Annotated in this window: 27 protein-coding genes; 15 read left to right on the forward strand and 12 right to left on the reverse strand. The window is 69.1% G+C overall.

Going from position 1 to position 26,742, the window contains the following annotated elements; genetic code table 11:
• Nucleotides 1–1,251, reverse strand: coding sequence for a cytochrome P450 (locus tag BST44_RS19410; protein WP_083178729.1), 1,251 nt, complete (start codon nucleotides 1,249–1,251; stop codon nucleotides 1–3).
• Nucleotides 1,252–1,543: 292 nt separating this feature from the next.
• Here BST44_RS19410 and ctaD point away from each other — a divergent pair, with 292 nt between their 5' ends.
• Nucleotides 1,544–3,289: an aa3-type cytochrome oxidase subunit I gene (ctaD, locus tag BST44_RS19415; RefSeq protein WP_083178730.1), complete on the forward strand. Its 1,746-nt coding sequence runs from the start codon at nucleotides 1,544–1,546 to the stop codon at nucleotides 3,287–3,289.
• Between the two features lie 54 nt (nucleotides 3,290–3,343).
• Here ctaD and BST44_RS19420 read toward each other — a convergent pair whose 3' ends face one another.
• Entirely contained in the window at nucleotides 3,344–3,622 is a 279-nt protein-coding gene (locus BST44_RS19420; RefSeq protein ID WP_065442929.1) for a hypothetical protein, read from the reverse strand.
• 201 nt (nucleotides 3,623–3,823) lie between these two features.
• Here BST44_RS19420 and BST44_RS19425 point away from each other — a divergent pair, with 201 nt between their 5' ends.
• Nucleotides 3,824–5,011, forward strand: coding sequence for an MFS transporter (locus tag BST44_RS19425; RefSeq protein WP_439330741.1), 1,188 nt, complete (start codon nucleotides 3,824–3,826; stop codon nucleotides 5,009–5,011).
• Nucleotides 5,012–5,064: 53 nt separating this feature from the next.
• Here BST44_RS19425 and BST44_RS19430 read toward each other — a convergent pair whose 3' ends face one another.
• Both BST44_RS19430 and BST44_RS19435 read right to left on the reverse strand, forming a co-directional pair.
• Nucleotides 5,065–6,102 (reverse strand): LLM class F420-dependent oxidoreductase, encoded by a 1,038-nt coding sequence (locus tag BST44_RS19430; RefSeq protein WP_083178731.1) that lies wholly within the window; start codon nucleotides 6,100–6,102, stop codon nucleotides 5,065–5,067.
• A 12-nt stretch (nucleotides 6,103–6,114) separates the two neighbouring features.
• Nucleotides 6,115–6,537 carry a nuclear transport factor 2 family protein gene (locus BST44_RS19435; RefSeq protein ID WP_083178732.1) on the reverse strand — a complete coding sequence of 141 codons (423 nt, stop codon included), beginning with the start codon at nucleotides 6,535–6,537 and terminating at the stop codon, nucleotides 6,115–6,117.
• A 121-nt stretch (nucleotides 6,538–6,658) separates the two neighbouring features.
• Here BST44_RS19435 and BST44_RS19440 point away from each other — a divergent pair, with 121 nt between their 5' ends.
• Nucleotides 6,659–7,228 (forward strand): PadR family transcriptional regulator, encoded by a 570-nt coding sequence (locus tag BST44_RS19440; RefSeq protein ID WP_083178733.1) that lies wholly within the window; start codon nucleotides 6,659–6,661, stop codon nucleotides 7,226–7,228.
• A gap of 5 nt (nucleotides 7,229–7,233) precedes the next feature.
• Here the strand turns inward: BST44_RS19440 and BST44_RS19445 are convergent, their stop codons facing one another.
• The gene (locus BST44_RS19445) at nucleotides 7,234–7,953 is read right to left on the reverse strand and encodes an NUDIX hydrolase (RefSeq protein WP_083178734.1); all 720 of its coding nucleotides are present in this window, start codon (nucleotides 7,951–7,953) and stop codon (nucleotides 7,234–7,236) included.
• Between the two features lie 134 nt (nucleotides 7,954–8,087).
• On the opposite strand from BST44_RS19445, the gene BST44_RS19450 reads away from it, so the two are divergent.
• The 6 genes from BST44_RS19450 to BST44_RS19475 all read left to right on the forward strand — a co-directional run bounded on the left by BST44_RS19450 (nucleotide 8,088) and on the right by BST44_RS19475 (nucleotide 13,953).
• Entirely contained in the window at nucleotides 8,088–9,131 is a 1,044-nt protein-coding gene (locus BST44_RS19450) for an amidohydrolase family protein (RefSeq protein WP_083178735.1), read from the forward strand.
• Nucleotides 9,132–9,172: 41 nt separating this feature from the next.
• A complete protein-coding gene (locus BST44_RS19455; RefSeq protein ID WP_208619838.1) occupies nucleotides 9,173–11,395 on the forward strand; it encodes a xanthine dehydrogenase family protein molybdopterin-binding subunit in 2,223 nt (740 codons plus the stop codon).
• The gene (locus tag BST44_RS19460; RefSeq protein ID WP_083178737.1) at nucleotides 11,392–12,249 is read left to right on the forward strand and encodes an FAD binding domain-containing protein; all 858 of its coding nucleotides are present in this window, start codon (nucleotides 11,392–11,394) and stop codon (nucleotides 12,247–12,249) included. The genes BST44_RS19455 and BST44_RS19460 overlap by 4 nt, the downstream gene beginning before the upstream one ends.
• Nucleotides 12,242–12,730 carry a (2Fe-2S)-binding protein gene (locus BST44_RS19465; protein WP_208619839.1) on the forward strand — a complete coding sequence of 163 codons (489 nt, stop codon included), beginning with the start codon at nucleotides 12,242–12,244 and terminating at the stop codon, nucleotides 12,728–12,730. Before BST44_RS19460 ends, BST44_RS19465 begins: the two co-directional genes overlap by 8 nt.
• Nucleotides 12,731–12,738: 8 nt before the next feature.
• Nucleotides 12,739–13,623 (forward strand): SCO6745 family protein, encoded by an 885-nt coding sequence (locus tag BST44_RS19470; RefSeq protein WP_083178738.1) that lies wholly within the window; start codon nucleotides 12,739–12,741, stop codon nucleotides 13,621–13,623.
• Nucleotides 13,624–13,686: 63 nt separating this feature from the next.
• Entirely contained in the window at nucleotides 13,687–13,953 is a 267-nt protein-coding gene (locus BST44_RS19475) for a YdeI/OmpD-associated family protein (RefSeq protein ID WP_083178739.1), read from the forward strand.
• A gap of 6 nt (nucleotides 13,954–13,959) precedes the next feature.
• Here the strand turns inward: BST44_RS19475 and BST44_RS19480 are convergent, their stop codons facing one another.
• From BST44_RS19480 to BST44_RS19490, 3 genes are all read right to left on the reverse strand, one after another.
• Nucleotides 13,960–14,313, reverse strand: a complete 354-nt coding sequence (locus BST44_RS19480; protein ID WP_083178740.1) for a VOC family protein — start codon at nucleotides 14,311–14,313, stop codon at nucleotides 13,960–13,962.
• Between the two features lie 120 nt (nucleotides 14,314–14,433).
• The gene (locus BST44_RS19485; RefSeq protein ID WP_244184874.1) at nucleotides 14,434–14,892 is read right to left on the reverse strand and encodes a hypothetical protein; all 459 of its coding nucleotides are present in this window, start codon (nucleotides 14,890–14,892) and stop codon (nucleotides 14,434–14,436) included.
• A 192-nt stretch (nucleotides 14,893–15,084) separates the two neighbouring features.
• Nucleotides 15,085–15,969, reverse strand: coding sequence for a cyclopropane mycolic acid synthase family methyltransferase (locus BST44_RS19490; protein WP_083178742.1), 885 nt, complete (start codon nucleotides 15,967–15,969; stop codon nucleotides 15,085–15,087).
• Nucleotides 15,970–16,152: 183 nt separating this feature from the next.
• Here BST44_RS19490 and BST44_RS19495 point away from each other — a divergent pair, with 183 nt between their 5' ends.
• The 4 genes from BST44_RS19495 (at nucleotide 16,153) to malQ (ending at nucleotide 21,111) form a co-directional block, all read left to right on the forward strand.
• Entirely contained in the window at nucleotides 16,153–16,746 is a 594-nt protein-coding gene (locus BST44_RS19495; protein WP_083178743.1) for a hemerythrin domain-containing protein, read from the forward strand.
• Nucleotides 16,747–16,924: 178 nt separating this feature from the next.
• Nucleotides 16,925–18,253, forward strand: coding sequence for an MFS transporter (locus tag BST44_RS19500; protein WP_083178777.1), 1,329 nt, complete (start codon nucleotides 16,925–16,927; stop codon nucleotides 18,251–18,253).
• Nucleotides 18,254–18,368: 115 nt separating this feature from the next.
• Complete coding sequence (gene phoU, locus BST44_RS19505; protein ID WP_083178744.1) at nucleotides 18,369–19,004, forward strand: phosphate signaling complex protein PhoU; 636 nt, start codon at nucleotides 18,369–18,371, stop codon at nucleotides 19,002–19,004.
• A gap of 121 nt (nucleotides 19,005–19,125) precedes the next feature.
• Nucleotides 19,126–21,111, forward strand: a complete 1,986-nt coding sequence (malQ, locus tag BST44_RS19510; RefSeq protein ID WP_083178745.1) for a 4-alpha-glucanotransferase — start codon at nucleotides 19,126–19,128, stop codon at nucleotides 21,109–21,111.
• 13 nt (nucleotides 21,112–21,124) lie between these two features.
• Here the strand turns inward: malQ and BST44_RS19515 are convergent, their stop codons facing one another.
• Nucleotides 21,125–21,880: a class I SAM-dependent methyltransferase gene (locus tag BST44_RS19515; protein WP_083178746.1), complete on the reverse strand. Its 756-nt coding sequence runs from the start codon at nucleotides 21,878–21,880 to the stop codon at nucleotides 21,125–21,127.
• Complete coding sequence (locus tag BST44_RS19520; protein WP_083178778.1) at nucleotides 21,877–22,854, reverse strand: methylenetetrahydrofolate reductase C-terminal domain-containing protein; 978 nt, start codon at nucleotides 22,852–22,854, stop codon at nucleotides 21,877–21,879. The genes BST44_RS19515 and BST44_RS19520 overlap by 4 nt, the downstream gene beginning before the upstream one ends.
• A gap of 162 nt (nucleotides 22,855–23,016) precedes the next feature.
• Between BST44_RS19520 and BST44_RS19525 the strand changes: the two genes are divergently transcribed.
• Complete coding sequence (locus tag BST44_RS19525; RefSeq protein WP_083178747.1) at nucleotides 23,017–24,375, forward strand: WS/DGAT/MGAT family O-acyltransferase; 1,359 nt, start codon at nucleotides 23,017–23,019, stop codon at nucleotides 24,373–24,375.
• 11 nt (nucleotides 24,376–24,386) lie between these two features.
• Here the strand turns inward: BST44_RS19525 and BST44_RS19530 are convergent, their stop codons facing one another.
• On the reverse strand, nucleotides 24,387–24,824 hold the full coding sequence (locus BST44_RS19530; protein ID WP_083178748.1) for an ATP-binding protein: 438 nt from the start codon (nucleotides 24,822–24,824) through the stop codon (nucleotides 24,387–24,389).
• Nucleotides 24,825–24,943: 119 nt separating this feature from the next.
• Here BST44_RS19530 and BST44_RS19535 point away from each other — a divergent pair, with 119 nt between their 5' ends.
• The gene (locus tag BST44_RS19535) at nucleotides 24,944–25,876 is read left to right on the forward strand and encodes an LLM class F420-dependent oxidoreductase (protein ID WP_083178749.1); all 933 of its coding nucleotides are present in this window, start codon (nucleotides 24,944–24,946) and stop codon (nucleotides 25,874–25,876) included.
• Between the two features lie 3 nt (nucleotides 25,877–25,879).
• Here BST44_RS19535 and BST44_RS19540 read toward each other — a convergent pair whose 3' ends face one another.
• On the reverse strand, nucleotides 25,880–26,698 hold the full coding sequence (locus tag BST44_RS19540; protein ID WP_083178750.1) for a formate/nitrite transporter family protein: 819 nt from the start codon (nucleotides 26,696–26,698) through the stop codon (nucleotides 25,880–25,882).
• Nucleotides 26,699–26,742: the final 44 nt, after the last annotated feature.

Below are 26,742 nucleotides of genomic sequence, written 5' to 3' on the forward strand. Positions count from 1 at the left end.
TCACCTCAGCGAGTAGCGGATTGGCAGGTGCTTGAGGCCGCCGACGAAGGTCGTGGCCATCAGCTCCGGCGCACCGGCCGGCTCGATCGACTTGATCCGCGGGACGAGCTCGGAGAAGAAGCTGTTGATCTCCATTCGGGCCAGCGCGGCGCCCAGGCAAAAGTGCACCCCGTAGCCGAACGACAGGTGCTTGTTGGGATCGCGCCCGACGTCGAAGCGGAACGGGTCGGTGAACACGTCCTCGTCGCGGTTGGCCGAAACATAGGACAGCAACACCGATTCGCCCTTGGCGATCGGCACCCCCCGCACCTCGGTGTCGGCCTGCGCGGTGCGCATGAACTCCTTGACCGGCACCACCCAGCGGATCATCTCCTCCACCGCGGTACCCATCAGTCCCACGTCGTCCTGCAGCCGCGCCAACTCTCCGGGGTTTTCCAGCAACGCCAGCATGCCACCCGCGATGCCCGCGCTGGTGGTGTCGTGGCCCGCGCTGGCCACGATCACGTAGTACGACGCGGTGTCCATGTCCGACAACGGCTCACCGTCGATCGTGGCGTTGGCGATCGCGGAGGCCAGGTCCTCGGTCGGGTGTTCGCGGCGTGACGCGGTGAGCGCGGCGAAGTAGTTGAAGAAGTCAAGCAGCACGGCGAGCATGTCCTCGGTGGTGGCGCCGCGTCGAAACTCGGTGTCATCGCCACCGAACATCTCCTGCGTGAGCTTGAGCATGCGCGGGAAGTCGGACTCCGGCAGCCCCAGCAGCGACAGGATCACGTACAACGGGTAGTTCACGGCGACCTCCTGGACGAAGTCGCACTCGGGTCCCTTCTCCACCATCTTGTCGACGTAGATCTTGGCCAGCTCGTCGACGCGAGACTTCAAGTCACGCATGACCTTCGGCCGGAACCAGTCGGCGCCGATCTTTCGCATCTCGCGGTGGTGCGGGTCGTCCATGTGGATCAGCGTGCGCAGGCCGATGCCGGCCTCCATCTGGGCGTGCAGCACGTCTTCGCCTTCGGAGACCATCAACAGCGGGCGCGGACTGTTGGTGAACAGGTCGTTCTGCCGTTCGATGTCCATGACGTCGGCGTGCTTGGTGACCGCCCAGAATGGTTTGTAGCCCTCGACTTCGACCCAGGAGACCGGCGCGTGGGCCCGCAGGTAAGTCAGCGCATCGTGCAACCGCTTCTCGTCGGCGTAGGCCGATGGGTCGGCCAGAACCCGCGCGGCCTCGTCCATGATCCGGGTACCCATATGGTTCTCCTCAGGTGCGGTTGCCGATCAGGGCTTCCGCCCCTCCTGGGCCGGCGGTGATCGCCGCGTCGGGTCGATGTTCGTCGCTCGACAGTCACCGGTCAACACCACATTTCACGATCGCGCGAATTCGGCCGCCGGCATTGGAAAGGCTTTCCTTCCTACGGGCACATCGCTTCACGATTCGCCTGGATTTAGGGACGTTCGGCCCTAGGTCGGTGCGACGTCGTCTCGGAATACTTGGGCGGCTTGATGATTACCGGTCCGGCATCCGGACGTGTGGAGGTTACGCATGACCGCTGAGGCGCCGCCCACCCCCGCCCTCGAGGCCCGTCGGCCGTTTCCCGATCGGATCGGACCCAAGGGCAACCTGATCTACAAAGTCATCAGCACGACCGACCACAAGATGATCGGCATCATGTACATGGTCGCGTGCTTCGTCTTCTTCTTCATCGGCGGCCTGATGGCGTTACTGCTGCGCCTCGAGCTGGCCCGGCCCGGGCTGCAGTTCTTGTCGAACGAGCAGTACAACCAGCTGTTCACCATGCACGGCACGGCGATGTTGCTGTTCTATGCGACGCCGGTCGTCTTCGGGTTTGCCAACCTCGTGCTGCCCCTGCAGATCGGCGCACCCGACGTGGCATTTCCACGACTCAATGCGTTGTCGTTCTGGCTGTTCGTCTGCGGAGCGTTGATCGCGTTGGGCGGCTTCATCATTCCCGGCGGCGCGGCCGATTTCGGGTGGACCGCCTATACGCCGCTGTCCGATGCGGTGCACAGCCCCGGCGCGGGCGGGGACCTGTGGATTCTCGGGGTGGGCGTCGGGGGCCTGGGCACCATCCTGGGTGCGGTCAACATGATCACCACCGTGGTGTGCCTGCGCGCGCCGGGCATGACCATGTTCCGGATGCCCATCTTCACCTGGAACATCCTGGTCACCAGTGTGCTGGTCCTGATCGTCTTCCCGCTACTGACCGCCGCGTTGTTCGCCCTGGAGGCCGACCGGCGCCTCGGCGCGCACATCTACGACCCGGCCAACGGCGGGGTGATGCTCTTCCAGCATTTGTTCTGGTTCTTCGGGCACCCCGAGGTGTACGTCATCGCGCTGCCCTTCTTCGGCATCATCTCCGAGATCGTCCCGGTGTTCTCCCGCAAGCCGCTGTTCGGTTACACCACGCTGGTGTATGCGACGCTGGCGATCGCCGCGCTGTCCATAGCCGTTTGGGCCCACCACATGTACGCCACCGGAGCCGTACTGCTGCCGTTCTTTTCGTTCATGACGTTCCTGATCGCAGTGCCGACCGGCATCAAATTCTTCAACTGGATCGGCACCATGTGGAAGGGGCAGTTGACGTTCGAGACGCCGATGCTGTTCGCGATCGGCTTCCTGCTGACGTTTCTGATCGGCGGGCTGACGGGCGTGCTGCTCGCCAGCCCACCGCTCGACTTCCACATCACCGACACCTATTTCGTGGTGGCGCACTTCCACTACACGCTGTTCGGCACGATCGTGTTCGCCACCTATGCGGGCATTTATTTCTGGTTTCCGAAGATGACCGGGCGCCTGCTCGACGAGCGGCTGGGCAAGCTGCACTTCTGGCTGACCTTCGTCGGCTTCCACACCACCTTCCTGGTCCAGCACTGGCTGGGCAACTCCGGGATGCCGCGCCGCTACGCCGACTACCTACCTACCGACGGTTTCCAGACCCTCAACCTCGTCTCCACCATCGGAGCCTTCATCCTCGCCGCCTCCGTGCTGCCGTTCGTGTGGAACGTGTTCAAGAGCTGGCGCTACGGCGAACCCGTCTTGGTGGACGACCCGTGGGGTCACGGCAACTCGCTGGAGTGGGCAACGAGTTGCCCGCCGCCGCGGCACAACTTCACCGAGCTGCCCCGAATCCGTTCGGAGCGCCCGGCATTCGAGTTGCACTACCCGCACATGGTGGAGCGGCTGCGAGCCGAGGCCTACGTCGGCCGCCGTCAAGTCGCGAGCGGGACACCCGACTCGGGCGCAGTCGCACCGCACGCGCGGCGATGAGCTCGCCAGTCCGGTCCATCGGAGACGTGCGCCCGACGCACCGGTCGAGGACCGTCAGCCGTGCGGCGCCTCGGAGATCTTGGTATCGGGCTTGCCCAGTGTCTGGCAGTACGTCAGCGCCGACAGTCGGGTGGCCGAGATCTCGGCATTGGACGGGTCCGTGCCGTTCTTGTCCTTCAACATCTTGCTGACTTCGTCGTTCTGCTTCTTCTCGTCCTGCGAGGTGAAGTCCTTGCACTTGGTGTCGCCGCCGGTGTTGATGACCTGTGAGGCCGAACACGCGCTGGACAGCAGCACGGCGATCGCGAACGTGGCGGCCGCGATTTGCTTCATCGTTTGCCTTCCTGGAGCTTCAGTAGTGGTATCAGTACACCAAATCGGCCGAATTGAAACCCCCCGGCCCGGTTGCCCCCGGCGAACGGGAATAACTGCCCGGTCCGCACGGTCTTCTAGGGGTCGTCGCTCCGAACGCAGCCGAACCCGAAGGGGGAAACGCCGGTGTCCTGGTCCAACGGGTCCACTCAGCCGTCGCCGGTGGCCGCCCGGGACTCGGGTGACCGCCCGGATCCGGACCGGCGCGTGTTCGCCGGTGTGCTGGTGCTGTTGCTGTCGATCGGCTGGGTCGCCAACCACTTCGTCGCGTTGATGCCCTTGCTGAGCGTTCGGCAACATCTCAGCCCGGCCACCCTCGAGGCGATCTTCGGCGTCTACGCGCTCGGACTGCTGCCGGGTCTGCTCGCCGGCGGTCGCGCGTCGGATGCGTTCGGACGCCGCTCGGTGGCGCTGACCGGTTCGGCGACCGCCGTGGTAGGGACGGTGGCCATGCTGTGCTCGCAGCACTACGACGTCCTGCTGCTGGGCCGCCTGATCGTCGGTCTCGGAGTGGGGTTGGCCATGAGTGCCTGCACCGCGTGGGCCTCAGACTTGAAAGGTCCCGCCGGCGCGGCCACCGCCGGGGCCGTGCTGATGGGGGGCTTCGCAATCGGCCCGTTCGCGGGCGGGTTGATCGCCGGCGCCGGCCCATCCGGCATTCGCTTGTCGTTCGGCATCGCGGCCGCCGTCGGGCTGGCGGCGATGGCGGCCGCGGTCGTCGTGGCACGGCGGGTGGCACCCGGAACGCCGGCAACCGCACGGGTTTGGGAGCCGCCGACGGCCGCGGGCCGCGGCGCGGGGCGCGCGTTGACCTGGGCGATGCCGCTGGCGCCGTGGGTGTTCGCCTCGGCGACGCTCGGGTTCATCACGATCCCCGGGCGGGTGCACACCGGGCTGGCGGCTCCGATGGCCGCGGGCGTGGCCACGCTGCTGGTCAACGGCGTCAGCGGGCTGATCCAAGTGCTCGCCCGCGCGCGCCGGTGGGGCCCGCAAGCCGGCACGGCGGGCGCGGTGCTGGCCGCGATCGGCTATGGGGTCACCGCGCTGGCGCCGCCGACCATCTCACCGGCGCTGGGTGTGCCGTTGTTCCTGGTGCTGGGGTGCGCGTCCGGACTGTGTTTGCGTGAGGGCCTGATCGACCTGGAGGCCGCCGCGCCGAAGCGCTTGCGCGGTGCGCTCGTTGGCGCGTTCTACGTGGTGACCTATGTCGGCTTCGGCCTGCCCCTGATCTTGACGACGGTCGGGCCGGCGGTGTCGACGGGCATCCTCGCCGCGCTGGCCGTGATGGCGTTGCTGACGGCCCTCAATCGAGCGGTTCGCCTCCGGGGCGACGCCCACCGCCGCGGCTGACCGTCGCCGACGCGCGCGGGGACGGCGGCGACGGAGGCGTAACCGCCCGGCGCTCAGACCAGTTCGCGCAGGACCTCGATCAGTTTGACGCGCTCGGCGGGCGTGGAGGCGATGGGCGACACGTTGAGGGTGGTGACGCCGGCCTCCCGGAACGCGGCCAGGCGATCCTTGACGAACTCGCGGCTGCCGATCAAGTTCACGTCGCGAACCAGGTCGTCGGGCACCACCTTCGCGGCGCCGTCCTTGTCGCCGGCCAGGTACAGTTCCTGAATCCGGTCGGCCTGCGGGCCGTAGCCGTACTTGGTGGCCAGCGCGTGGTAGAAGTTCTTTCCCTTGGCGCCCATTCCGCCGATGTAGAGGGCCAGGTGGGGTTTGACGAAATCCCTTAGCGGTTCCACGTTTTCGCCGATAGCCAGCACCGGTCCGGCGTAGATGTCGAGCGCACCCAGGGCGGGATCGCGCTTGGCCCGACCGGTGGCCAGCGCCTCGCCCCACACCTGCTGCGCCTTCTCGGGCAGGTAGAAGATGGGCTGCCAGCCCTCGGCGACCTCGGCCGCCAGCTCGACATTTTTGGGGCCCAGTGCTGCCACCAATATCGGGATGCGTTCCCGGACAGGCTTATTGATGAGCTTGAGCGGCTTGCCCAGTCCGGTGCCCCGCCCGGCGGGCAGCGGGATGGTGTAGTACTTGCCCTGGTGTTTGACCGGTTCGCGCCGCCACACCTGGCGGCAGATATCGATCACTTCGCGGGTCCGGGCGATCGGTGCGTCGTAGGGGACGCCATGGAAGCCCTCGATGACCTGCGGACCGGAAGCGCCCAGGCCGAGGGTGAACCGGCCGTCGGAGACGTAGTCGAGGCCGGCGGCGGTCATCGCGGTCAGCGTGGGCGTCCTGGTGTAGAGCTGCAGGATCCCCGAGGCCAGTTCGACCCGGTCGGTGCTGGCGGCCAGGTAGCCCAGCGCGCTCACCGCGTCGAACGAATACGCCTCGGGGACAAAGACGATGTCGAGTCCCGCGCGCTCGAGGTCCGCCACTTCGGCGGCCACGTCCTTGAAGCCGCCCGCGTAGTTGATGCCCAGTCCGATTCGCATGGTCGTCCGCCCCTACGCGGTGGTGAACTCGTCGGCCAGTTCGAGCGCCTCCCGCTGGATGCGGTCGAACTGGGCGCCCATCGCCTCGGACAGCGCCTTGGCGCCCGATAGCGGCCGCACCATCACCATGAAGTCGTCGATGAGACCGTCCTCGTCGAAGTGCAGGAAATCGCACCCGGTGATCTTGAGCCCCGGTGCCCCGGCGATCCCGGTCTCGAACACGAACGCGTGGTCGCGACCGCTGCCGTCGTGGATCTCGCGGACGTAGCGAAAGTCCTCGAAGACGCGCATGACGCCGCGCAGGATCGCCGCGGTGATCGGCTTGCCGACGTAGGGCTTGAACGCCACCGGGCTGGTGAACACCACGCCGTCGGCCAGGAGCGCCTGGATGCCCTTCTCGTCGCGTTCTTCGACCGCCTTGCGGAACGGATGCATCCGACACCTCACCTCGTGGATTCGTTTCAGCAGCGCCGTTGACGCTATGCCGCCAACCCTTGCGTGTCCATAGTGTGATTAATCACTTTGTTGAATACTCACCATGTTGTAGCCTTTTCCGATGTCGCTGCGCGATGCGGTGTTGGCCGCGCTCCTCGAGGGCGAGTCGTCCGGATACGACCTGGCCAAGGAATTCGACGCCTCGGTGGCCAATTTCTGGATGGCCACCCCGCAGCAGCTCTACCGCGAACTCGACCGGCTCGCCGAGCAGGGTCTCATCTCCGCGCGGATCGTGCACCAGCAACGCCGGCCCAACAAGCGCCTGTTCGCGCTGACCGAGGCCGGCCGCGACGCGGTTCGGGAGTTCACCGCACGGGCGCCGAAGCCGTCGGCGATCCGCGACGAACTGCTGGTGAAGGTCCAGGCCGCGGACGCCGGCGACGCGGGCGCCGTGCGCGAGTTCGTCGCCGAGCGCCTGCGCTGGGCGACGGCGAAACTGCAACGCTACGAACGGTTGCGGGCGAGGCTCCTCGACGGACGCGACGAGCAGGACTTTCTGCTGCACGCCGAGCGGATCGGTCCGTACCTGACGCTGCTGCGCGGAATTTTGTTCGAGGAAGAGAACATTCGATGGGCCGAGCGTGCGCTGGCCGTCGTCGACCACCGGCTGTCCGCGCATGTTGAGGAGTAGGCCGGTCATCGCCAGGCGAAGACAGGTTGCTCCAGTTCGTCGACCGGGTCGTGGCGCCCTTCCAGGCACCACCACCGCAGCTGCAGCAGCACGGCGCCGGTGGGTGCGTGAATCAGGTCGTTCCCCAACGGAATCTGCACGACCGGGCGTGGGCTCTCCGGGATGGTGATGAATCGCGGCGAATCGTCGCGCTGCAATTGGTGCAACCCCACTCGGTACACCGCCACCACCTCGTCGGGTGCCGGATGGGGGTCGAGGCGTCCGCCGCCCCAGATGACGACGGGGGTGATGACGTACCCGGACCGGGTCGGGTAGTCGTCCAGGAGGCCGAGCACGGTCGAGCCGGGCAGGGCGATGCCGACCTCTTCGTGCAACTCCCGCAGCGCGGCGTCGACGGCGGTCTCGCCCGGGTCGAGCCGGCCGCCGGGCAACGCCCACTGCGCCGCGTGGGAGCTGAGACGGGATGCTCTGCGGCACAACAGGAAAGCAGCGCCACCGGACACGCCGATCATCCGGCCGTCCAGGCCGGGCTCGGGCATCGGGCGGTCACCGATCCACTCGTCCACCGGCACCGGGTCGACGCGGTCCTCGCCGAGGACCGAATCGACCAGCACCACGGCGACCGCCGCGTGCCGCTTCGTCGGGTCGGTCGCCTCGCGGCGGTCATGGGCCGCCAGATGGTCCCGGATCCGCTCGCGCAGCGCCTCGTCGTACGGCATGGTCACGGGTCGAGACTATGCGGACGCCGCCCGCGCGCCACGATTCGGCGTCCAAAACGGCGCGGCCCGCCGGCAGGGGGTACCCCGGTTGAACGCCCTGCGCGCCGGCCTCGTGGCTGTCCACGGATGGAAGGAGACGGATGAAGGTCATCGGCATCGAAGAGCACTACAAACTTCCGGCCATCGGCGAAGAACACCATAAAGAGGGGCAGGACTCGGCGACCGCGCTGCTGAAGGCGGCCGGTTATGGGTCCCCCGGCGCCGAAGGGGAATGGCCGCCCGGCATCAACGACCTGGGCGAGGGCCGGATCGCTGCGATGGACGCCGCGGGCGTCGACATGCAGATCCTCTCGCACTCGGTCCCGGGCCCCGAGACGCTGGATCCCGCGGCCGCGGTCGAGTTGGCGCGGCGGGCCAACGACGCGGTCGCCGCCGCGATCGGCCAATATCCCGACCGGTTCCGCGGCTTCGCCACCCTCCCGATGCGCGACCCCGCCGCGGCGGCCGCCGAGCTCGAACGCACAGTGCGCGACCACGGCTTCGTGGGCGCCCTGATCAACGGCCACGTCAACGGCCGCTACCTCGATGACACCTTTTTCTGGCCGGTCTTCGAGTCCGCCGAAACACTCGGCGTGCCAATCTTTTTGCATCCCACCATTCCGCCGCGGCCCGTGATCGACGCCTACTACGCCGGCTTCGACCCGAAGGTCTCGGCGCGGTTGGCGGGCGCCGGGGTCGGCTGGCACATCGACACCGGCGTGCACTGCCTGCGGCTGATCCTGGGCGGGGTGTTCGACCGTTTCCCGCGGCTGCAAGTCATCGTGGGCCACCACTTCGAGGCGCTGAGTTGGATGGGCTGGCGGACCGACTACTCGTTTCCAACCGAGCAGACCGGGCTCAAACGCACGGTCAAGGAGTACCTGCGGGAGAACTTCTACGGCGGCATCCTCGCCGGCGACTTCTTCACCCAGGAGCCCGGCACGATGGACCCCAGCTGGAGCCTGTCCTTCAACGCCTACCTGGCGATGGTCAACGTCATCGGCATCGACCGCGTCGTGTTCACCGCCGACTATCCCTATGGCAACATCGGGGCCTGCCGGCAGTTCCTCGATCGGATGCCCATCGGCGAGGACGATCGGGAGAAGATCGCCCACCGCAACGCCGAGCGTCTGCTGAGGCTTTGAGTCGCCTGGTGATTCGTTTGTTCCCGCGGATAGGTGGGTAAATGGGCCGGATGATCGGTGCGCGGCTGCAGCGCCGCGAGGACGCGCGACTCGTGCGCGGCGCCGGCTCGTATGTCGGCGATCTGCGTCTCCCCGGCTGCCTGGACGCCGTCTTCGTCCGCAGCGAGGTCGCGCACGGTGAACTACGCGGCGCCGATTTGGCGTCGGCGCGGGCGCTGCCGGGCGTGGCCGGCGTCTGGTCACACGACCACCTTCCGTCTCTTCCGGACGCTCCCCCGATGCTGGACCCGGACTCCGTTCGGGGCCGGCCCTGGCCGGCCCTGGCCGCGGGACGGGTGCGCTACGTCGGGGAGCCGGTGGCCGTCGTCGTCGCGACCGACCGCTATCTGGCCGAGGACGCCCGTGACGCGGTGCGGGTCGACATCGCGCCGCTGCCCGTCGTGCTGGACCCCACCGAGGCCGCCGCCAGCGCGGTGCAACTGTTCCCGGGCATGACGAATGTGGCCACCGACAAGGAGTTTGGTGATCCCATCGACGACTCGGTGTGGCGAGAAGCGGCCGTGGTGGTCGAGGCCGCATACCGTCAGCAGCGGATCTCGCACATGTTCCTGGAAGCCAGGGCCATTCTGGTGCGGCCGGAGCCGGACGCCGGTCTGACCGTGTGGGTTTCGCACCAGGCACCGCACCGGCTCCGCCGAGACCTGGCCGCTGCGTTCGGGCTGCCGCCCGAGCGAGTCCGCGTCATCGTGCCCGACGTGGGCGGGGCCTTCGGCGGCAAGAGTGAGACCTGGCCCGAGTATCTCGCGGTGGTGGCGGCGGCCCGCCGCCTGAACCGGCCGGTGCGCTGGCTGGAGGACCGCGCCGAGGCGCTGACCGGCCCGCCGCACGGCCGGGGCCAGAACCAGCGCGTGCGCATGGCCGCGACAGCCGACGGGCGCATCCTCGCCTACGAGCTGCACGTCGACGCCGACGTCGGCGGCTACCCGCACACCGGGTCGTTCGTGCCGACGGCGACGTCGCTGATGGCGACCGGCGCATATGCGATTCCACACGTGCATGTGCGCGCCAGGGCCGTGGTCACCAACACCGCGCCGACCAGCCCGTACCGCGGCGCCGGGCGTCCCGAGGCGGCCTCGGCGATCGAGCGGACCGTCGACTCGCTGGCCCGTCGGCTCGGAATGGACCCGATAGCCCTGCGCCTCCTCAATTTCGTTGCACCCGAAGCATTTCCGTATCCCGCTCCGACCGGTTACACCTACGACAGCGGCGACTATGCGGGCGCCTTGCGGGTGGCCGTGCGTGAGGCCGACTATGCGGGGTGGCGAGCCGAGCAGGCGGGCCGGCGCGCATCCGGCGAGCCGCCGATTGGCGTCGGGCTGTGCACCTACGTCGAGCGCTCCGGCGCGGGCGAGGAGTTCGGTGCGGTCGAGGCTTGCCCGGACGGCACGTTCCTGGCGCTGTCCGGGTGCTGCTCGACGGGGCAGGGGCACGAGACGTCGTTCCCTCAGGTGGTGGCCGCCGTGCTGGAGGTGGATGTGGAACGGGTGCAGCTGGTCGAGCGGGACACGGCCGTGATCCCGCAGGGCATCGGCTCCTTCGCCAGCCGGTCGATGCAGACCGGCGGCGCGGCGTTGCAGCGGGCGGCCGGCAGGTTGATCGACGCCGCCCGGCGGCGCATGGCGGAGGTGTGCGCGGTGCCGGTCGCCGACGTCGAATACCGCAAGGGCCAGGTGCACGCCGGCGGCCGCGCGATGAGCCTGGCCGACCTGGCCGCGGCCGGGCAGCTACGGGCCGACGATATCTTCGCGCCGCCGGAGGCGTTCCCGTTCGGCGCGTATGTTGCCGTGGTCGAGGTCGACACCGAGCTGGGCGAGGTGACCGTGCTCAAGCTCGTCGCCGTGGATGACTATGGCGTCGTGGTGAATCCGTTGATCGTCGACGGACAGGGGTACGGATCCACGGTGCAAGGCATCGGGCAGGCGTTGTATGAGCAGGTGCACTACGACGCCGACGGTCACCCGGCCGCGCTCAGCCTGCTGGACTACCTGATCCCGACCATCTCCGAGCTGCCGCCGCTGCGCTTCGCGGAAACCTGCACGCCCAACCCGAACACCGCGTTGGGCGCGAAAGGGGCCGGCGAGGCCGGCTGCATCGGCGCCCCGGCCGCGATCGTCAACGCCGTCGTCGACGCGCTCGGCATCGACGACCCCACCCGGTTGCAGATGCCGCTGACCCCCTACACCTGCTGGCGGGCGGCTCGATGAAGCCGGCGCCGTTTCACTACGTCGCGGCGCGCGGCGTCGACGAGGCGGTGGCCGCGCTGGCCGACGGCGACGCTCGCGTGCTGGCCGGCGGTCAAAGCCTGGTGCTGGAGATGAACTTCCGCGCCGCCCGGCCGCGCCGGCTGGTCGACATCAACGGCGTGGCGGGCTTCGATCGCCTGGCCTGCGACGGTACCGCGCTGCGGGTCGGGCCGCTGGTCAGGCACCGCGCGTTCGAATCCCGTTTCACGCCAGGCCCGCTCGGGGAGCTGTTGCGCCGCGTCGCCCACCACATCGCCCACCCCCCGATCCGCGCCCGGGGCACCATGCTCGGCAGTCTCGCGTACGCCCACCCCGCCGCGGAATGGCCGACGATCGCCGTCGCGTTGGGAGCCGAACTCGAGCTCGCCGGCTCGCGGGGTCGCCGCACGGTCAGCGCGGCGGATTTCTTCACCGGCCCGTTCGCCACCATCCGGAGCCCGGACGAATTGCTCGCCGAGGTGCGCCTGCCGCTGCTCCCGCCCGGCACGGCCGTCGGGTTCGTCGAACATCGGCGCACCCACGCCAGTTTCGCCGAACTCGCCGTGGCCGTGGCCGTCACCATCGCTGACGGCCAGGTCGCGTCCGCCCGCGTCGGACTGGTCAACGCGGCGGACCGCCCGGTGCGTGCCGGGGCGGCCGAGGCGGCGTTGATCGGGCGACCGTTCGACGACGCCAGCATCGCCGCGGCGGGGCGTGCCGCTGCCGAACGCGACGCCGACCCGCTCCCCCGCCCGTATGCCGACGTCGCCTACCAGCGGCACGCGGTGGGTGTGCTCACCCGCCGCGCCCTCGGCCAGGCCAGGGCCCATGGATGACGGCGTGCGCGTCGCGTTGACCGTCAACGCGAGCCGGTACGTCATCGACGTGCCGGCGCGGCGCACCCTGGCCGACGCGCTGCGCGAAGAATGCGGACTGACCGGCACCCATCTCGGCTGCGAACACGGTGTGTGCGGGGCGTGCACGGTTCTGGTGGACGGCGAAGCGGTGCGTTCCTGCCTGATGTTCGCCGTTCAATGCGACGGGCGGCAGATCCGCACAGTGGAAGGGCTCGCCGCGCCGGACGGCACCGATCATCCACTGCAGCAAGCGTTTACCGCCGAGCACGCGTTGCAGTGCGGCTTCTGCACACCCGGTTTCCTGATGTTGGCGGCGGGCGCGCTGGCCACCGACCCCGGCATCGTCGACGACGCGGAGCGGCTGCGGGAACTGCTGACCTCCAACCTGTGCCGCTGCACGGGGTACGAGGCGATCCGTCGTGCCGTCATCAGGGCCGCCCGGCCGGACGGGTGTGGTTAACTGCGACCGTGCAGAGGAAACCGGAGCTGGCGCGGCGCTTCTTCGATCGCTTCGAGCCGGTGCATGCGGTGACGTATTTCGCGCCGGAGGCGCGGGCGGCGTTGGACGGGCTGGGTTACCGGGGTTTCTGGATGGGTTACTTCGCGGCCCGTTCCGCGCCGCTGGGCATGGTGCCGCGCGAAGTGGTGGCCGCGATCTTCTACAACTTCGCGCCCGAGCGGGTCGCCAAGGCGCTGCCCGCGGCGTGGGAGGTCGCCGGCCCCGGCGCGGCGTTACGCGCCCGGCAGGAGTCCGCGGTCGCGGCGCTGCGTCGCTACGGTGTCGATGAAAACGTCGTAACCGCAGCGGAATTGGTTGGCAAGGCGGCGCGGCATGCACCGCTCGACGCCAGGCCGCTGTTCGCCGCGAACCTCGCGCTGCCGTGGCCCGACGATCCGCTGGCCGCGCTGTGGCACGCGACGACGCTGCTGCGCGAACATCGCGGCGACGGGCACGTGGCGGTGCTGGCCGCCGCGGGCATCTCGGGGCGGGAATCCAACGTCCTGCATGCCGCCGCCGGCGGCGTTCCGCGCGAGTACATCGCGCGCACCCGTGATTACGACGAGGCGGCGTGGCGGCACCACGAGCACCGGTTGGCCGCTCGGGGCCTGCTTGGCGAGGACGGCTCACTCACCGCCGCCGGCCGGGAACTGAAGGACCACATCGAACGGTCGACCGATGCCCTCGCCCTGTCGGCCCTCGACGCGCTCGGCGACGACGAGGTGGAGGCGCTTTTCCGGGCGCTCACGCCGATCACCCGTGCCGTGGTCGCCGGCGGCGATGTGCCGGCTCTCACACCGATGACCCTGCGCCGGAACGAATTGCATGACGACAGCGCGCATTTGCCTTCTTAGCCACGCGGCGCGTCGGGGACTGCGCGCAGCTGCGCGTCATCAGCGGCGGGTTAGCCTGAGCCCATGAGCAGCCAGCGGATACCCGGCGGTGTGGTGCACAAGCTTCCCGAGGACCTGCGCGATTCGCTGGTCGGCAACGCCGCCGCACTCGCAGCGTGGAAGGACATCACGCCGTTGGCGCGCAACGAGTTCATCTGCTGGGTCGAGGACGCCAAGCAGGAGGCGACCCGCCGGCGCCGCATTCGCCGGACGCAGGAGGAACTGGAGGAAGGCAAGCGCCGTCCGTGCTGCTGGCCCGGGTGCAGGCACCGCGAGCGCACCGGCAAATAGCGCCTGTCAGCGGGCGAGCGGCTGGTAGAAGACCAGGCCGTTGCCCTTGTTGTCGTAAACGACGGCGCGGCGTTCGTGGGCGTCGTCATAGGGCCCCTTGACGATGCCGCCGCCGCTGGCCTCCACCGCCTTCGCCGCGGCGTCGACGTCGGCGGTCTTGATGCCGACGACGACCTGACCGGGGATGGGATGGTCCACGGCGGTCGCCAGCGCGAGGGTGACCGGCCCGCCGTCGAGGGCGGCAAAGTGCGCCCCGTCGCGGAATTTCAGCGACATCCCGAGGGTCTCGCTGTAGAACCGGATCGACTCGTCGAGGTCATCGGTCGACAGAATGACCATCTTCACTTCGTGCTCGCTCATCGGCCTCCTCTGGCTGGATGGCATAGAGACTAGGCCGGAGAGGGCGGGTTCGAAAGGCGGGATGGGGCGCAGGGACGCAGCGGAGTCCGCGCGATGCGGGTTTTTCGCGTCGCCGGGCTGTCAGCCGCGGCCGGCCGGAACTATCTGCCCGTCAAGGTAATCCATCGGCGGCCCATCCCCCCGGCCGGCGTCACGGTCGGCCACCGCGGTGGCCATGGCCGTCCCGTCCTGAATGGTCCCGACGATGTCCACGTGGTCGTTGACCGCGAAATGCTTTGCGCTGCCGGCGGGTTGACCGCCGTGTCCGATGAGGGCCGTGTCGGGGGTGACCAGGTAGGTCTGCGTGTACCCGTTGGTGCTGCGCGCGGTGACCGAGCCCGCCGACACCGCGATCACGGTGCCCTCTTGGCGCACGGGCTGGGCGGCGGCCGGCGGCTCCTGGCTCGCCTCGACCATGCGCCTTTCGCTGTGCGGCGCGTTGAGCACCAGGGCCGCACACGCCGCGGCGCACAGCACCGAGCCGGAAAACATCTCGCATGCCGCCGCAACGCCCGACCCGCGGCCCGCGCGTCGATCCACCGTCCTTCTTTGCTCAGCGGTCGCGCTCATTCGATGCCTGGCACTCACGATCAATCCTTCCCTGCGGTTTTGCGCCGACGAAGGTCGGCGCACACCGAGACAGGTTGTTGCTCGTGGTTTTACCCCGGCCGCACGGCTGATAAACCGATCCGGCGACGGGTCACCGGGCGGCCGGATCGGTGGCGGGGTGGGTCAGCCCTTGGCGAGGGTGAATTGCGCGACGTCGGTGTAGCCCTCGCGGAACAGGTCGGCGCAACCGGTCAGGTACTTCATGTACCGGTCGTAGACCTCCTGCGACTGGATCGCGATGGCCTCGTCGCGGCGCGCCTCGAGCGCGCCGGCCCAGGTGTCGAGCGTGCGGGCGTAATGCAGGCGCAGCGGCTGGACGAGCTTGACGCCGAAGCCGACGCGCTCGGCGTGCGCCACGACGGTCTCGGCGGCGGGCAGGTCCCCACCCGGGAAGATCTCGTCCATGATGAACTTCATGAACCGCAGCTTGGTCATGGTGATGGGCAGCCCGCGCTCGGCGAACTCCTCGCGGCTGGGCTGGATGATGGTGTGCAGCATCATCACGCCGTCGGCGGGCAGCGCCTCGTAGGCCATCTTGAAGAAGTCCGGGTAGCGGTCGCGCCCGAAGTGCTCGAAGGCGCCGATGGACACGATGCGGTCCACCTTCTCGTCGAATTGCTCCCAGCCCTGCAACAGCACCCGCTTGCTGCGCGGGCTCGGATGCTGGTCCAGACGTTGCTGCACGTGCGCCTGCTGGTTGCGGCTCAGCGTCAGGCCGACGACATTGACGTCGTAACGCTCGAGCGCCCTGACGATCGTGGTGCCCCAGCCGCAGCCGATGTCGAGCAGCGTCTGACCGGCCTGCAGCCCGAGCTTGCCGAGCGACAGGTCGACCTTCGCGAGCTGCGCCTCTTCGAGGGTCATGTCGTCGCGTTCGAAGTAGGCGCAGCTGTAGGTCCGCGTCGGATCCAGGAAGAGCGCGAAGAATTCGTCGGACAGGTCGTAGTGCGCCTGCACGTCCTCGAAGTGCGGCTCTAGGCTTGCGGGCTCGCTGCGGTTTTCCGGCACAAACAACCTCTGACGTCGGTGGGGTTCAGCGGCATGCGAGCGAGTTCGATCGACATGCCGGTGCCCTAGTGTATCCGCCCGGTGTACGCCGCCCCGATGGCGCATTCCCGGCCGGTTGACTGGTCCGCCACCATGGGACACCATGGCCGCGGACCGTAGCGGTGAGGGAGGCGGGGCGTCGGTATGACTGACATCACGATGCTGATCCTGGCCGACCACGAGTGGTTCCGCGAACAGTTCGCCGCGCTGGACTATCTGCAGGCGCGGACGCCGACCGACGAAACCGCGCTGGCCCGGGTCTGGCGTCCCCTCGCCGACAAGCTCGACGTGCACGCTTACATCGAAGAGAAGATCTTCTACCCGCAACTGCTGCAGCGGGGCTCGGACGACGCCGAGGGCGAGACGCTCGACGCGATCGGGGATCACAACGACATTCGCGATGGGGTGCGCGACGCCAACGCGGCCCGCGTCGGCACCGAGCAGTGGTGGGCGGCGGTGGGCCGCACCCGCGAGGCCAACGACGACCACATGAGCGAGGAGGAGCGGGAAGGGTTGTCCGATTTCCGGCGGACCGCCCCCATCGGCCTTCGCGAAGCGCTGGGGCAGCAGTACAGCGATTTCATGGCCGAACATCCGACCACCGAGGGGCTGCCGATCGTCGACCGCGACCCGCAGCGCTATGTCGAGGAGATCGGGGCCGGCAACCCGTCGGTACCTCGGGGGCGGTCCGGGCCCCCGGACTTTTCGCTCCGCATCGGCAGCCTCAAAGGTCAGTGAGTTCCCGTCGACCTGGCCCGGTCGCTACGATCGGCCACCGGCCGATGGAGACGATAGAGCCGGTTGGGAGTGCGCTTTGTTCCGCCCACGAGACTTCTGGGTACGCAATCTGTCGATGACTGCACGGGGCCGCCGGAAGAAGTGGGCACGCGACGACATCCGAGTCGCCGACCCGGCCATGCGCCGAACCATCATGGGGACCGCGATCGGCAACTTCATGGAGTGGTACGACTTCGGGGTCTACGGCTACATCGCCACCACCATCGCCCAGGTCTTCTATCCCGGTAAGAGCGTCAGCGGCGTCCACCTCATCGCGACGTTCGGCACGCTGGCGGCGGCTTTCGTGGTGCGCCCGCTGGGCGGGTTCATCTTCGGTCCGCTCGGGGACCGCATCGGACGACATCGGGTTCTCGTCGTCACCATCCTGATGATGACGGTGAGCACGACCGTGACGGGTTTGCTGCCCGGCTACAGCGCCATCGGGATCTGGGCGCCGATCCTGCTTGTGATCGCCCGCGTCTTCCAGGGCCTGTCGACCGGCGGTGAATACGTCGGCGCCATGACCTATTTGGTCGAGCAGGCGCCCGACCACAAGCGCGGCATGATGGTCGGCTTCCTGCCGATGGGCAACCTGGTCGGGTTCGTCCTCGCCGGGATGATGGTGACCGGGTTGCAAACCTGGCTGCCGGACGACGCCATGCTGGCCTACGGCTGGCGGATCCCGCTGCTCCTTGGCGCGCCCTTTGGCCTGTTCGCGCTTTTTCTGCGGCTGCGACTCAAGGAGTCGTCCGCGTACCAGGACGCGACCCAGGACGCGCAGCCGTCGGGCGGGCGCCGGCAGCAATTCCGGCGCACGGTCGTCGACCAGTGGCGGGGCCTGCTGATCTGCGCGGCTCTGGTGCTCACCTCTCAGGTCGCCGACTTCATGCTGACCGGCTACCTGCCGACATATCTCAAGCTGTTCGTGCGCGTTGGCCACACCGCCGGTCTGGTCATGATCGTGGTGACCTTGGCGATCCTGATGGCCACCGTTGTGCTCGTCGCGGCGCTGTCCGATCGCATCGGGGTCAAACCGATCATGTGGACGGGCTGCGCACTGCTGGTCGTGGGGTCCATTCCGGCGTTCCTGCTCATCCGCTTCGGCAGCATCTATCCGGTGATCTTCATCGGCGTGCTGCTGATCGGATTGATGGAGTTGTGCTTCGACAGCACCGCGCCCGCCATGCTCCCCGCCCTGTTCCCCACCAAGGTGCGCTACGGATCGCTGGCGATCTCCTACAACATCTCGATATCGGCTGTAGGAGGGACCACACCGCTGATCGCCCAGGCGTTGGTCTCCGGCACCGGCAATGTCATGGCGCCCGCTTACATGCTGATCTTCGGTGGCCTGGTGGGCGCCGTCACGCTGCTGTTCACCCCCGAGGTGGCCGGGAAGCCGCTGCCGGGGTCGGGGCCCGCGGTGGAAAGTGAGCGGGAGGCGCGCGCGCTGGCCGACGACGTGAGGTAGTGCCGGCGTCAACGAAACACGTTGACCAGGGCGCGCATTCGGGTGGCCTTTCGCGAAACGGCCAATCAGCACTTCGTCACGTTTATTTTGCGTGTCCCGGCCAATCTCTAAGGGCATGAGGAGCGCTTTTCACCAGCGGTTGGGGACCCTCACCCAGCAGCTGGGGGTGATGTGCGCGATGGCCGGGGAGGCTGTCGCGCACGGCACGGAGGCGCTGCTGAACGCCGACTTGGTGCGGGCCGAACGCGTCATCGCGGGCCAGGCGGACATGGTCGCCGTCAACGCCCGCGTCGAGGAGACCGCGTTCGCGCTGCTGGCGTTACAGGCACCGGTGGCCACCGACCTGCGGGCGGTGGTCAGCGCGATTCGGATCGCCGCGGACGCGCAGCGGATGGGCGCGCTGGCCGTGCACGTGGCCGAGATCGCGCGCATGCGCCATCCGCGTCCCGCCGTGCCCGACGACGTGCGTCGGCAGATCGCCGAGATGGGCGCGGCGGCCGGGCAATTGGCCGGCGGTGCGCGAGAAGTGTTGCTGTCCCAGGATCCTCGCCGGGCGGCTCAGATTCGCCGAGACGACGACGCGATGGACCAATTGCACCACGGATTGCTGGCGGAGCTGATGGATCCCGGGTGGACCCATGGCGTCGCCGCGGCGGTCGACGTCACCCTGTTGGGCCGGTTCTACGAGCGCTTCGCCGACCATGCCGTGCAGATCGCTCGGCGGGTCATTTTCCAGGCCACCGGTCGTTGAGCGAAACCTGCTGACCTGGAACGTTTTTCGGAATTCCGTGTGAGAATCGGCGCGGTGGGTATATATGCGTTGTGCTTGTCCGTCGTCGTCATCCCGTCGCCCCCGTCGGCCCGGCGCGCTGATGGCGCGGCCCAAGCCGGTTCCCGATGACCTGCGCCGGCTGGCGGCGGCACACGGGGTGGCGACGTCCTACCGCAACGAGCGGCGCGAGCCCGTCGAGGTCGACGCGGACGTGGTGATCCGGGTGCTGGCGCTGTTCGACGTCGACGCCGCCGGCGAAGCCGACCGGCGCCGCGAGCTGGCCAGGCTCGCCGAGCGCGACCGTGCGGGTGCCCTGGCGCCCACCATCGCCGTGCGCGTCGCTGGGCGCCCCCGGCCCCTGCCCGGCGCCGCCCTCTTGGTGAGCGAGGACGGCGACCGGACCGAGCTGCGCGATGAGCTGCCCACCGACCTGACCCCGGGCTGGTACCGGCTGCACCTGCGCGACGGGCAAGAGGCCACCGTGGTGGCCGCCCCGCCGCGGGTGCCGCCGACACCGGCGACCTGGGGCTGGATGCTGCAGCTGTATGCGTTGCGCTCGTCGCGGTCCTGGGGCGTCGGCGATCTGGGTGACCTCAAGGAGTTCCTCAACTGGACCGCGTCCGAACACGCGGCGGGGGCGGTGCTGCTCAACCCGCTGCACGCGCCCGGCCCGACGCATCCCGTCCAGCCGTCGCCCTACACCCCTTCCAGCCGGCGGTTCGCCAATCCGCTGGCGCTGCGCGTCGAGGATCTCGACGCCTATCGCCGAGCCGACTCCGACACCCGCGCCGAGGTGGACGCGCTGCGGGTCTCGTCGGCCACCGACCCCATCGACTACGACCTCGTGTGGGCGGCCAAGCGGTCGGCGCTGGAGCTGCTGTGGCGCGCCGAGGGCCGGCCCAGCCCGCTGGACGGCCCGGCCCCCGGCGCGGGGTTGCGCGACTGGGCCACCTACTGCGCACTGGCCGAGCGGCACGGTGGCCGGTGGACCCGCTGGCCCACCCCGCTGCGTGACGTCGCGGGGACGGCGGTGACGGCGGCCCGGCGAGAACTCGCGCCGCGGGTGGCGTTCCACGCCTGGGTACAGCACCGCTGCGAGGAGCAGCTGATTGCGGTGCGCGACGCGGCCCGCGATGCGGGCATGGCGCTCGGCGTGCTGCACGACCTGCCGGTCGGGGTGGACGCGGACGGCGCGGACGCGTGGGCGCTGGCCGACGTGCTCGCCACCGGCGTGAGCATCGGGGCGCCGCCGGACAACTTCACGCCGCGCGGACAGGATTGGGGCCTGCCGCCGTTTCGGCCCGACCGGCTCGCCGCGACCGGTTACGCCGCGTTGCGGGACATGCTGCGTGCCGTGCTCGGGCACGCCGACGGGCTGCGGATCGACCACGTCGCCGGGTTGTGGCGGCTGTGGTGGATTCCCCCGGGGGACGGCCCGGATCGCGGCACCTACGTGCACTACGACGCCGACGTCATGCTCGCTGTCCTGGCGCTGGAAGCGCACCGGGCGGGAGCCGCCGTCGTCGGCGAGGATCTGGGCACCGTCGAACCGGAGGTGACCCGGGCGCTGGCCGACAACGAGATGCTGGGGTGCGCGGTGTCCTGGTTCACCCGCGATGAATCCGCGGCGGGCGAGCCGCTGCTCCCGCCGGCTAAGTGGCCGTCACGGGCGGCAGCCAGCCTGTCCACCCACGACCTGCCGACGGCGGCGGGTTTCCTGCGCGGCGAACACGTGCGCGTCCGCGCCGACCTCGGCCTGCTCGACGACGTGCCGGGCGAGCAGTCGGTGGCCGACAAGGAGCGCGCCGAGTGGGTGGAGCTGCTGCGTTCCGAGGGGCTGCTGTCGGGCCCGGACCCGGACGAAGCGGCGATCATCACCGCGATGCACCGCTTGCTGGCCGCGACACCGAGCCGCCTCAAGTTGATTTCGCCCTACGACGTGCTGGGCGAACCCCGCCAACCCAACCTTCCGGGCACGGTCGACGAGTACCCGAACTGGCGGCTGCCGCTGCCGAAGACGCTGGAGGAGCTGCGCGCCGACCCGAGGGTCGCCGAGATCACCGCCGCGTTCCGCGAGGCGCCATAACCGATGTCGCCGTTCAGGCGGACCGCAGCACCAACAGCTCGCTCGTCAGCGTCCCGTCGTCGAGCAGCCGCCCGATCTGCGCGCTCTGCCGTTCGGCCAGCTGCCAGGCCTCGGTGTCCCCGTACCGGTCGCTCAGGGCCTGCGTCACGGTGTCGATCCGCTGGTTCCACGTATCGGAGATCGCCGGAAGCTCCGCGGTGCCGAGCCGGCTCTCGACGCGCAGCGCGGCTTCGGCCACCAGCTCGAGCAGCCCCTCGGGCCTCGGAAAATGGTTGCCCTCCAGTACCTCGTCCGCGATGTCGGCGTGGGCGAGGAAGACCAGCAAGCCGATGCGCCCGCCCGGCCGCACGATGCGCCGCAACTCCTCGAGCACCGCGAGCTGATCCGGGGTGGTGCTCAGCACGCCCAGCGCCCACGCCGCGTCGAAACTCGATTCCGCGATGGGCAGGGCCGCCCCCTCCGCGCACACCACCGGAAAGCCGAACAGTTTCCTCGCCGCGCGGCAGGCACCGGCTTCGGGCTCGACCAGGACCGGCACCACCGACCTGGCGCGCGCCGCGTAGGCGGCGGGCCCGCCGACGCCCGCCCCCGAGTCGAGCAATGTGGCGCCGGACGCCAGCCCCATCCGCTCGATCAGCCAGTCCAGGGCGTTCGGACTGCCGCTCCCACGGCAGCCGGCGGGCACGTGGTATTCCGGCCCCAGGTCGGCGGCCACCCGCGCCGTCCACTCCGCGACGGTGTCGAACTCCGCCTCCATCGCTTCTGTCATCGGTACTCCTCCCGTATCCGCCGCCCGATCTCGGCCTTGATCTCCGCGCCGATGCGCGGGCCCGACGCGGACCCCGGGCCGGACACGTTGACGCCCTCGACGCCGTCGATCGACAGCAGCGCCCGGGCCTCGTCCACCGCCGCGGCGATCCCGGCGCCCACCGGATCCGCCGCGCTCAATACCCGATCCGTCACGGCCTGATCGAGTTCCAGCCCGGGCAAGCCCTGCAGCACCGCCGCTGAGACGGTGTCGGTGAACGCCGCGACCGCCGCGATCACGGGGATCGTCAGCCCCGCCGCGCGCGCCGTCGTCATGAAACCGGCGACCATGTCGGGAAAGGGCACATGGTTGAGCACCGCCAGGCTCGCCCCGGCCCGTTGCTTCTCGACCAGCCGGGCCGGCCGGGCATGAACGGGCGGGGCGGTCGGTGTTTCGGGCACCGCGGCGACAACTCCGGTCGACGCGGCCAGCGACACGAGCCGGGGGCCGTCGAGGTCGAAGGTCTGCGTGACGTCCGGGCGCACGTCATAGCCGCGCCCGTCGCCGGTCACGCACAGCACCGTCTCGACGCCGACGCTGCGCAACCCGCGCAGTTCCTGCTCGAGGACCACGCGGTTGCGATCGCGGCACGACAACGTGATCCACGGCGTCACGCCGGCGTCGAGCAGCAGCGACCCCAGCAGGGTGGGCGGGAAGTCGGGTTTGTTCTGGTGCTCGCCGACCAGGACCGCGTCGCATCCCGGCGCCAGAACGGCGGCGGTCGCCGCGAGGTCGTCGCGATCGAACGGGGTGCAGCTGAAGTCGGTCAGCACCATCGGTGCGCGCACACGACGCGGCGCGGGCTGGTGGCCCGACCAAGCCACCACGTGGTCGAACGCGCACGCGCCCGGCCGCATTTCGCACTGGCCGTCGGGGCGCACCCCGCCGCACGGCCCGAACTCCATCCGCTTCGGACACTCCGGACCCGCCGACATCTTCACTCCTCGAGCGCCAGTGTTCGCATGCATGTACCCAAACGATCGCGGCCGCAAGCGCTTCGGTCGGCACCGTCTTTTCGGATTAGCAAACGCTCACTTCGGCTACTACGAGATGGGCGTGTGCCGCCAGGACGGCGCAGCGAAGGATTGGGGTTGACCATGGAACCGATATCGCCGACGGACGCGCTGTTCCTCATCGGGGAGTCCCGCGAACATCCGATGCATGTGGGATCGCTGCAGCTCTTCGAACCGCCCGAGGACGCCGGGCCCCATTTCGTCCGCGAGTCCTACCAGGCCATGCTCGAGTGCACGGACGTGCAGCCGCTGTTCCGCAAGCACCCGGCCTTCTTCGGTGGTCTGACCAACTTTGCGTGGTCGTTCGACAACGACGTCGAGCTCGACTATCACCTGCGCCGTTCGGCACTGCCCGAGCCGGGGCAGGTGCGTGATCTGCTGGAGCTGGCGTCCCGGCTGCACGGCAGCCTGCTCGACCGCCACCGGCCGATGTGGGAGGCCCACCTCGTCGAGGGGCTGCAAGACGGCCGGTACGCCGTGTACACGAAGTACCACCACTCGCTCATGGACGGCGTGTCCGCGATGCGGTTGGTGCAGCGCGCCTTCACCCCTGACCCGGACGACGACGAGGTGCGCGTCCCGTGGAGCCTTGGGCCCCGCAAGCGCGGCGGAGAACAGAAACGCCAGTCGCTGCTGGAGCGGGCCGGCCGCACGGCGGGGTCCGCGCTCGCCCTCGCGCCGTCCACGCTGAAGCTGGCCCGCGCCGCGCTGCTCGAACAGCAGCTCACGATGCCGTTCCGGGCGCCGCGCAGCATGTTCAACGTCAGGATCGGCGGTGCCCGGCGGGTGGCCGCGCAGTCGTGGTCGCTGGACCGGATCAAGGCGGTCAAGTCGGCGGCCGGGGTGACGGTCAACGACGTCGTGCTCGCCATGTGCTCCGGCGCCCTGCGGGCCTACCTCCTCGAGCAGAACGCCCTGCCCGACGCCCCGCTGACGGCGATGGTGCCGGTCAATCTCCGCAAGTCCGACGACGACCGCGGCGGCAACCTGGTGGGTACGTTCCTGTGCAACCTGGCGACCGACCTGGACGACCCGGCTCGGCGGCTCGAGATCGTCGGCAGCTCCATCCGCGACACCAAAGCGGTGTTCCAACAACTGCCGCCCGTTCAGCAGCTGGCGCTGTCGGCGTTCAACATCGGCGGCCTGTTCTTCGGGCTGATCCCCGGCTACCTGTCGGCGGCGTCACCGCCCTTCAACATCGTCATCTCCAACGTTTCGGCCGGCCCGTCCGAACCGCTGTACTGGCGTGGCGCACGGCTGGACGGGAACTATCCGCTGTCCATCCCGCTCGACGGCCAGGCGGTCAACATCACCCTGACCAACAACGCCGGCAATCTCGACTTCGGGCTCGTGGGCTGTCGCCGCAGCGTCCCGCACCTGCAACGGCTGCTCGGCCATCTGGAGACGTCACTGAAGGACCTCGAGCGCGCGGTCGGGGTGTAGGCGGGCCGCCGTCAGGGCCTCGTCGTGTAGTCCAGGCACACCGTCGTGCCGGTCGGGCGGGCGTTGATGGTGCAGTGGTCGGCGAGCGCATGCATCAGCGCAATGCCGCGCGACCGCCGCGGATCGCTGAGCCGCTGCACCGGCGGGTGATGCCACGATCCGCGGTCGCTGACGCACACGCTGATCGCCTGCGCGGCGAGATCATGGCTGGCCTGCAGTTTCATGGTGCCGACGGTCCGGTGGGCCCGATACGCGTGCTCGACGCAGTTGGCCAGCGCCTCGTTGACGCCCAGAATGATGTCGTCGCGAACCTCCGCGGGGGCCTCAGTCGCCTCTTGAAGCCACCGGCGCAGGACGCGGCGCCATTCCGCCGCCGTGACGGCGTCGGCGGCACCGGCGCAGGTCAATCGCGCGGGCGTCACGACCGTGGGTGGAAGAAGTGAGGTCATGCTAAGCGCATACCCAGTTACGGGCCGGGTGCTAACCCGTTCGCCGTCTCGCTTTGGCCACAGGCGGGTACAGGCTCGGAATCAGTTGCCGTACAACGAGATAGCGAGGGATCGATCCTATGGACTTCCGTGCATTCGTCGAGCCGCAGCAGGGCGCCAGTTACGCCGAACAGGTCGCCGTTGCCCAAACCGCCGAGCAACTGGGCTTTTCCGCATTCTTCCGGTCCGACCACTACCTGGCGATGAGCGGCGACGGGCTGCCGGGCCCGACCGATTCGTGGGTGACCCTGGGCGCGATCGCGCGCGAGACGTCGAGCATCCGATTGGGCACGTTGGTGACGTCTGCCACATTTCGCCACCCGGGCCCGCTGGCCATCGCCGTCGCGCAAGTGGACGACATGAGCGGCGGGCGCGTCGAATTCGGCCTGGGCAGCGGCTGGTTCGAGAAGGAACACCTGGCGTACGGCATTCCCTTTCCGCCGTTGCGGGAGCGGTTCGACCGGCTCGGTGAGCAGTTGGCGATTGTCACCGGGTTGTGGACGACAAAGCCCGGTGAGGCGTACGACTACGTCGGCAGGTACTACACCATCGCCGGATCGCCCGCACTGCCCAAACCGGCGCAGAGCCCGCATCCGCCGATCGTCATCGGCGGCCTCGGTGCCCACCGCAAGCCGCGGCTGGCGGCGAAGTACGCGGCCGAGTTCAACGTTCCGTTCGCGCCCCTGGACGCGACCGAGAAGCAGTACCAGCGGGTGGCGCAGGCGGTCGACGAGGCCGGCCGACCGCCCGAATCCATGGTCTATTCGAGCGCTTTCGTGCTCTGCGCCGGCCGGGACGACAGCGAGCTGGCCCGCCGCGCCGCCGCTATCGGCCGCGACCTCGGCGAGCTGCGCTCGAATAGCCCGCTGGTCGGCACCCCCGCAGAGATCGTCGACAACCTGGGGGCGTGGAGGGGGATCGGCGTGCAGCGGATCTACACCCAGCTCCTGGACATCACCGACCTTGCTCACCTCGAACTCGTCGCGAACGAGATTATGCCGCAACTCCGTTGAGGCTCACGACGACTCGGCGTCGGCGCGTTCCTCCTCGAGCCGGTCCTTGCTGCGCAGCAGCCGCAACAGCGTGACGAACAGCAGCCCGCCGATCATGTTGCCCACCACGGTGTAACCGAACCAGCCCAGCCAGGTCAGGTATCCGAACGGGGCTTTGCCGGTGATCAACGCGCCGAAGATCAGCAGCGAGTCCAGGATCGAGTGGAACAACCGCAACCCGGCGAGCAGGAACGCGGCGGCGACCGCGGCGGCGATCTTCGCGGGCACCGAATCGGTGCCGTGTTGCATCCGGGTCATCAGCGTGATGACCATGCCGCCGAGAACGGCCAGCGCCATGCTCTGCCCCGACAACGGCGCGGTGGCGAAGTGCGTGCCGGATTCGATGGTCTGCGCATGCAGTTCCGGGAAGCCGGTCATGATCAGCCCCATGATCACCCAGCCGCCGACAAGGTTGGCGAACATGGTGCCACCCCACAGCTTGAGCAGCTGCGGGAGGCTGGCGCGCTTGGCGGCGACGGTCACGACGGGGATGATGAAGCCCTCGGTGAACAGCTCGCTGCGGCCCAGCAGCAGGGCCAGAAAGCCGATGGAGAACGCCAACCCGGCCAGCAGCGGGCGGTGGGTGGCGTCCAGCACCGACAGGTAGGCGAGCACCCCGATCCCCACCTCGGTGCCGCCGAAAAAGCCGGTGACCAGCACGCCACGCCAGGTGCGGTGCAGGCGCTGGGTGCCCTCGCTCAACATCCTGCTGAAGGCGTCCTCGAGTTCGTCCTCGATCGGACTGTCGGTCTGCCCGAGCTGACGCCGGGTCGTATCACTCATAGTGGAAGGCCTGATACCCGTAATTCGGCAGGCGGACCATGCGG

The organism is Mycobacterium scrofulaceum, from assembly GCF_002086735.1.
Taxonomy (GTDB): Bacteria; Actinomycetota; Actinomycetes; order Mycobacteriales; family Mycobacteriaceae; genus Mycobacterium; species Mycobacterium scrofulaceum.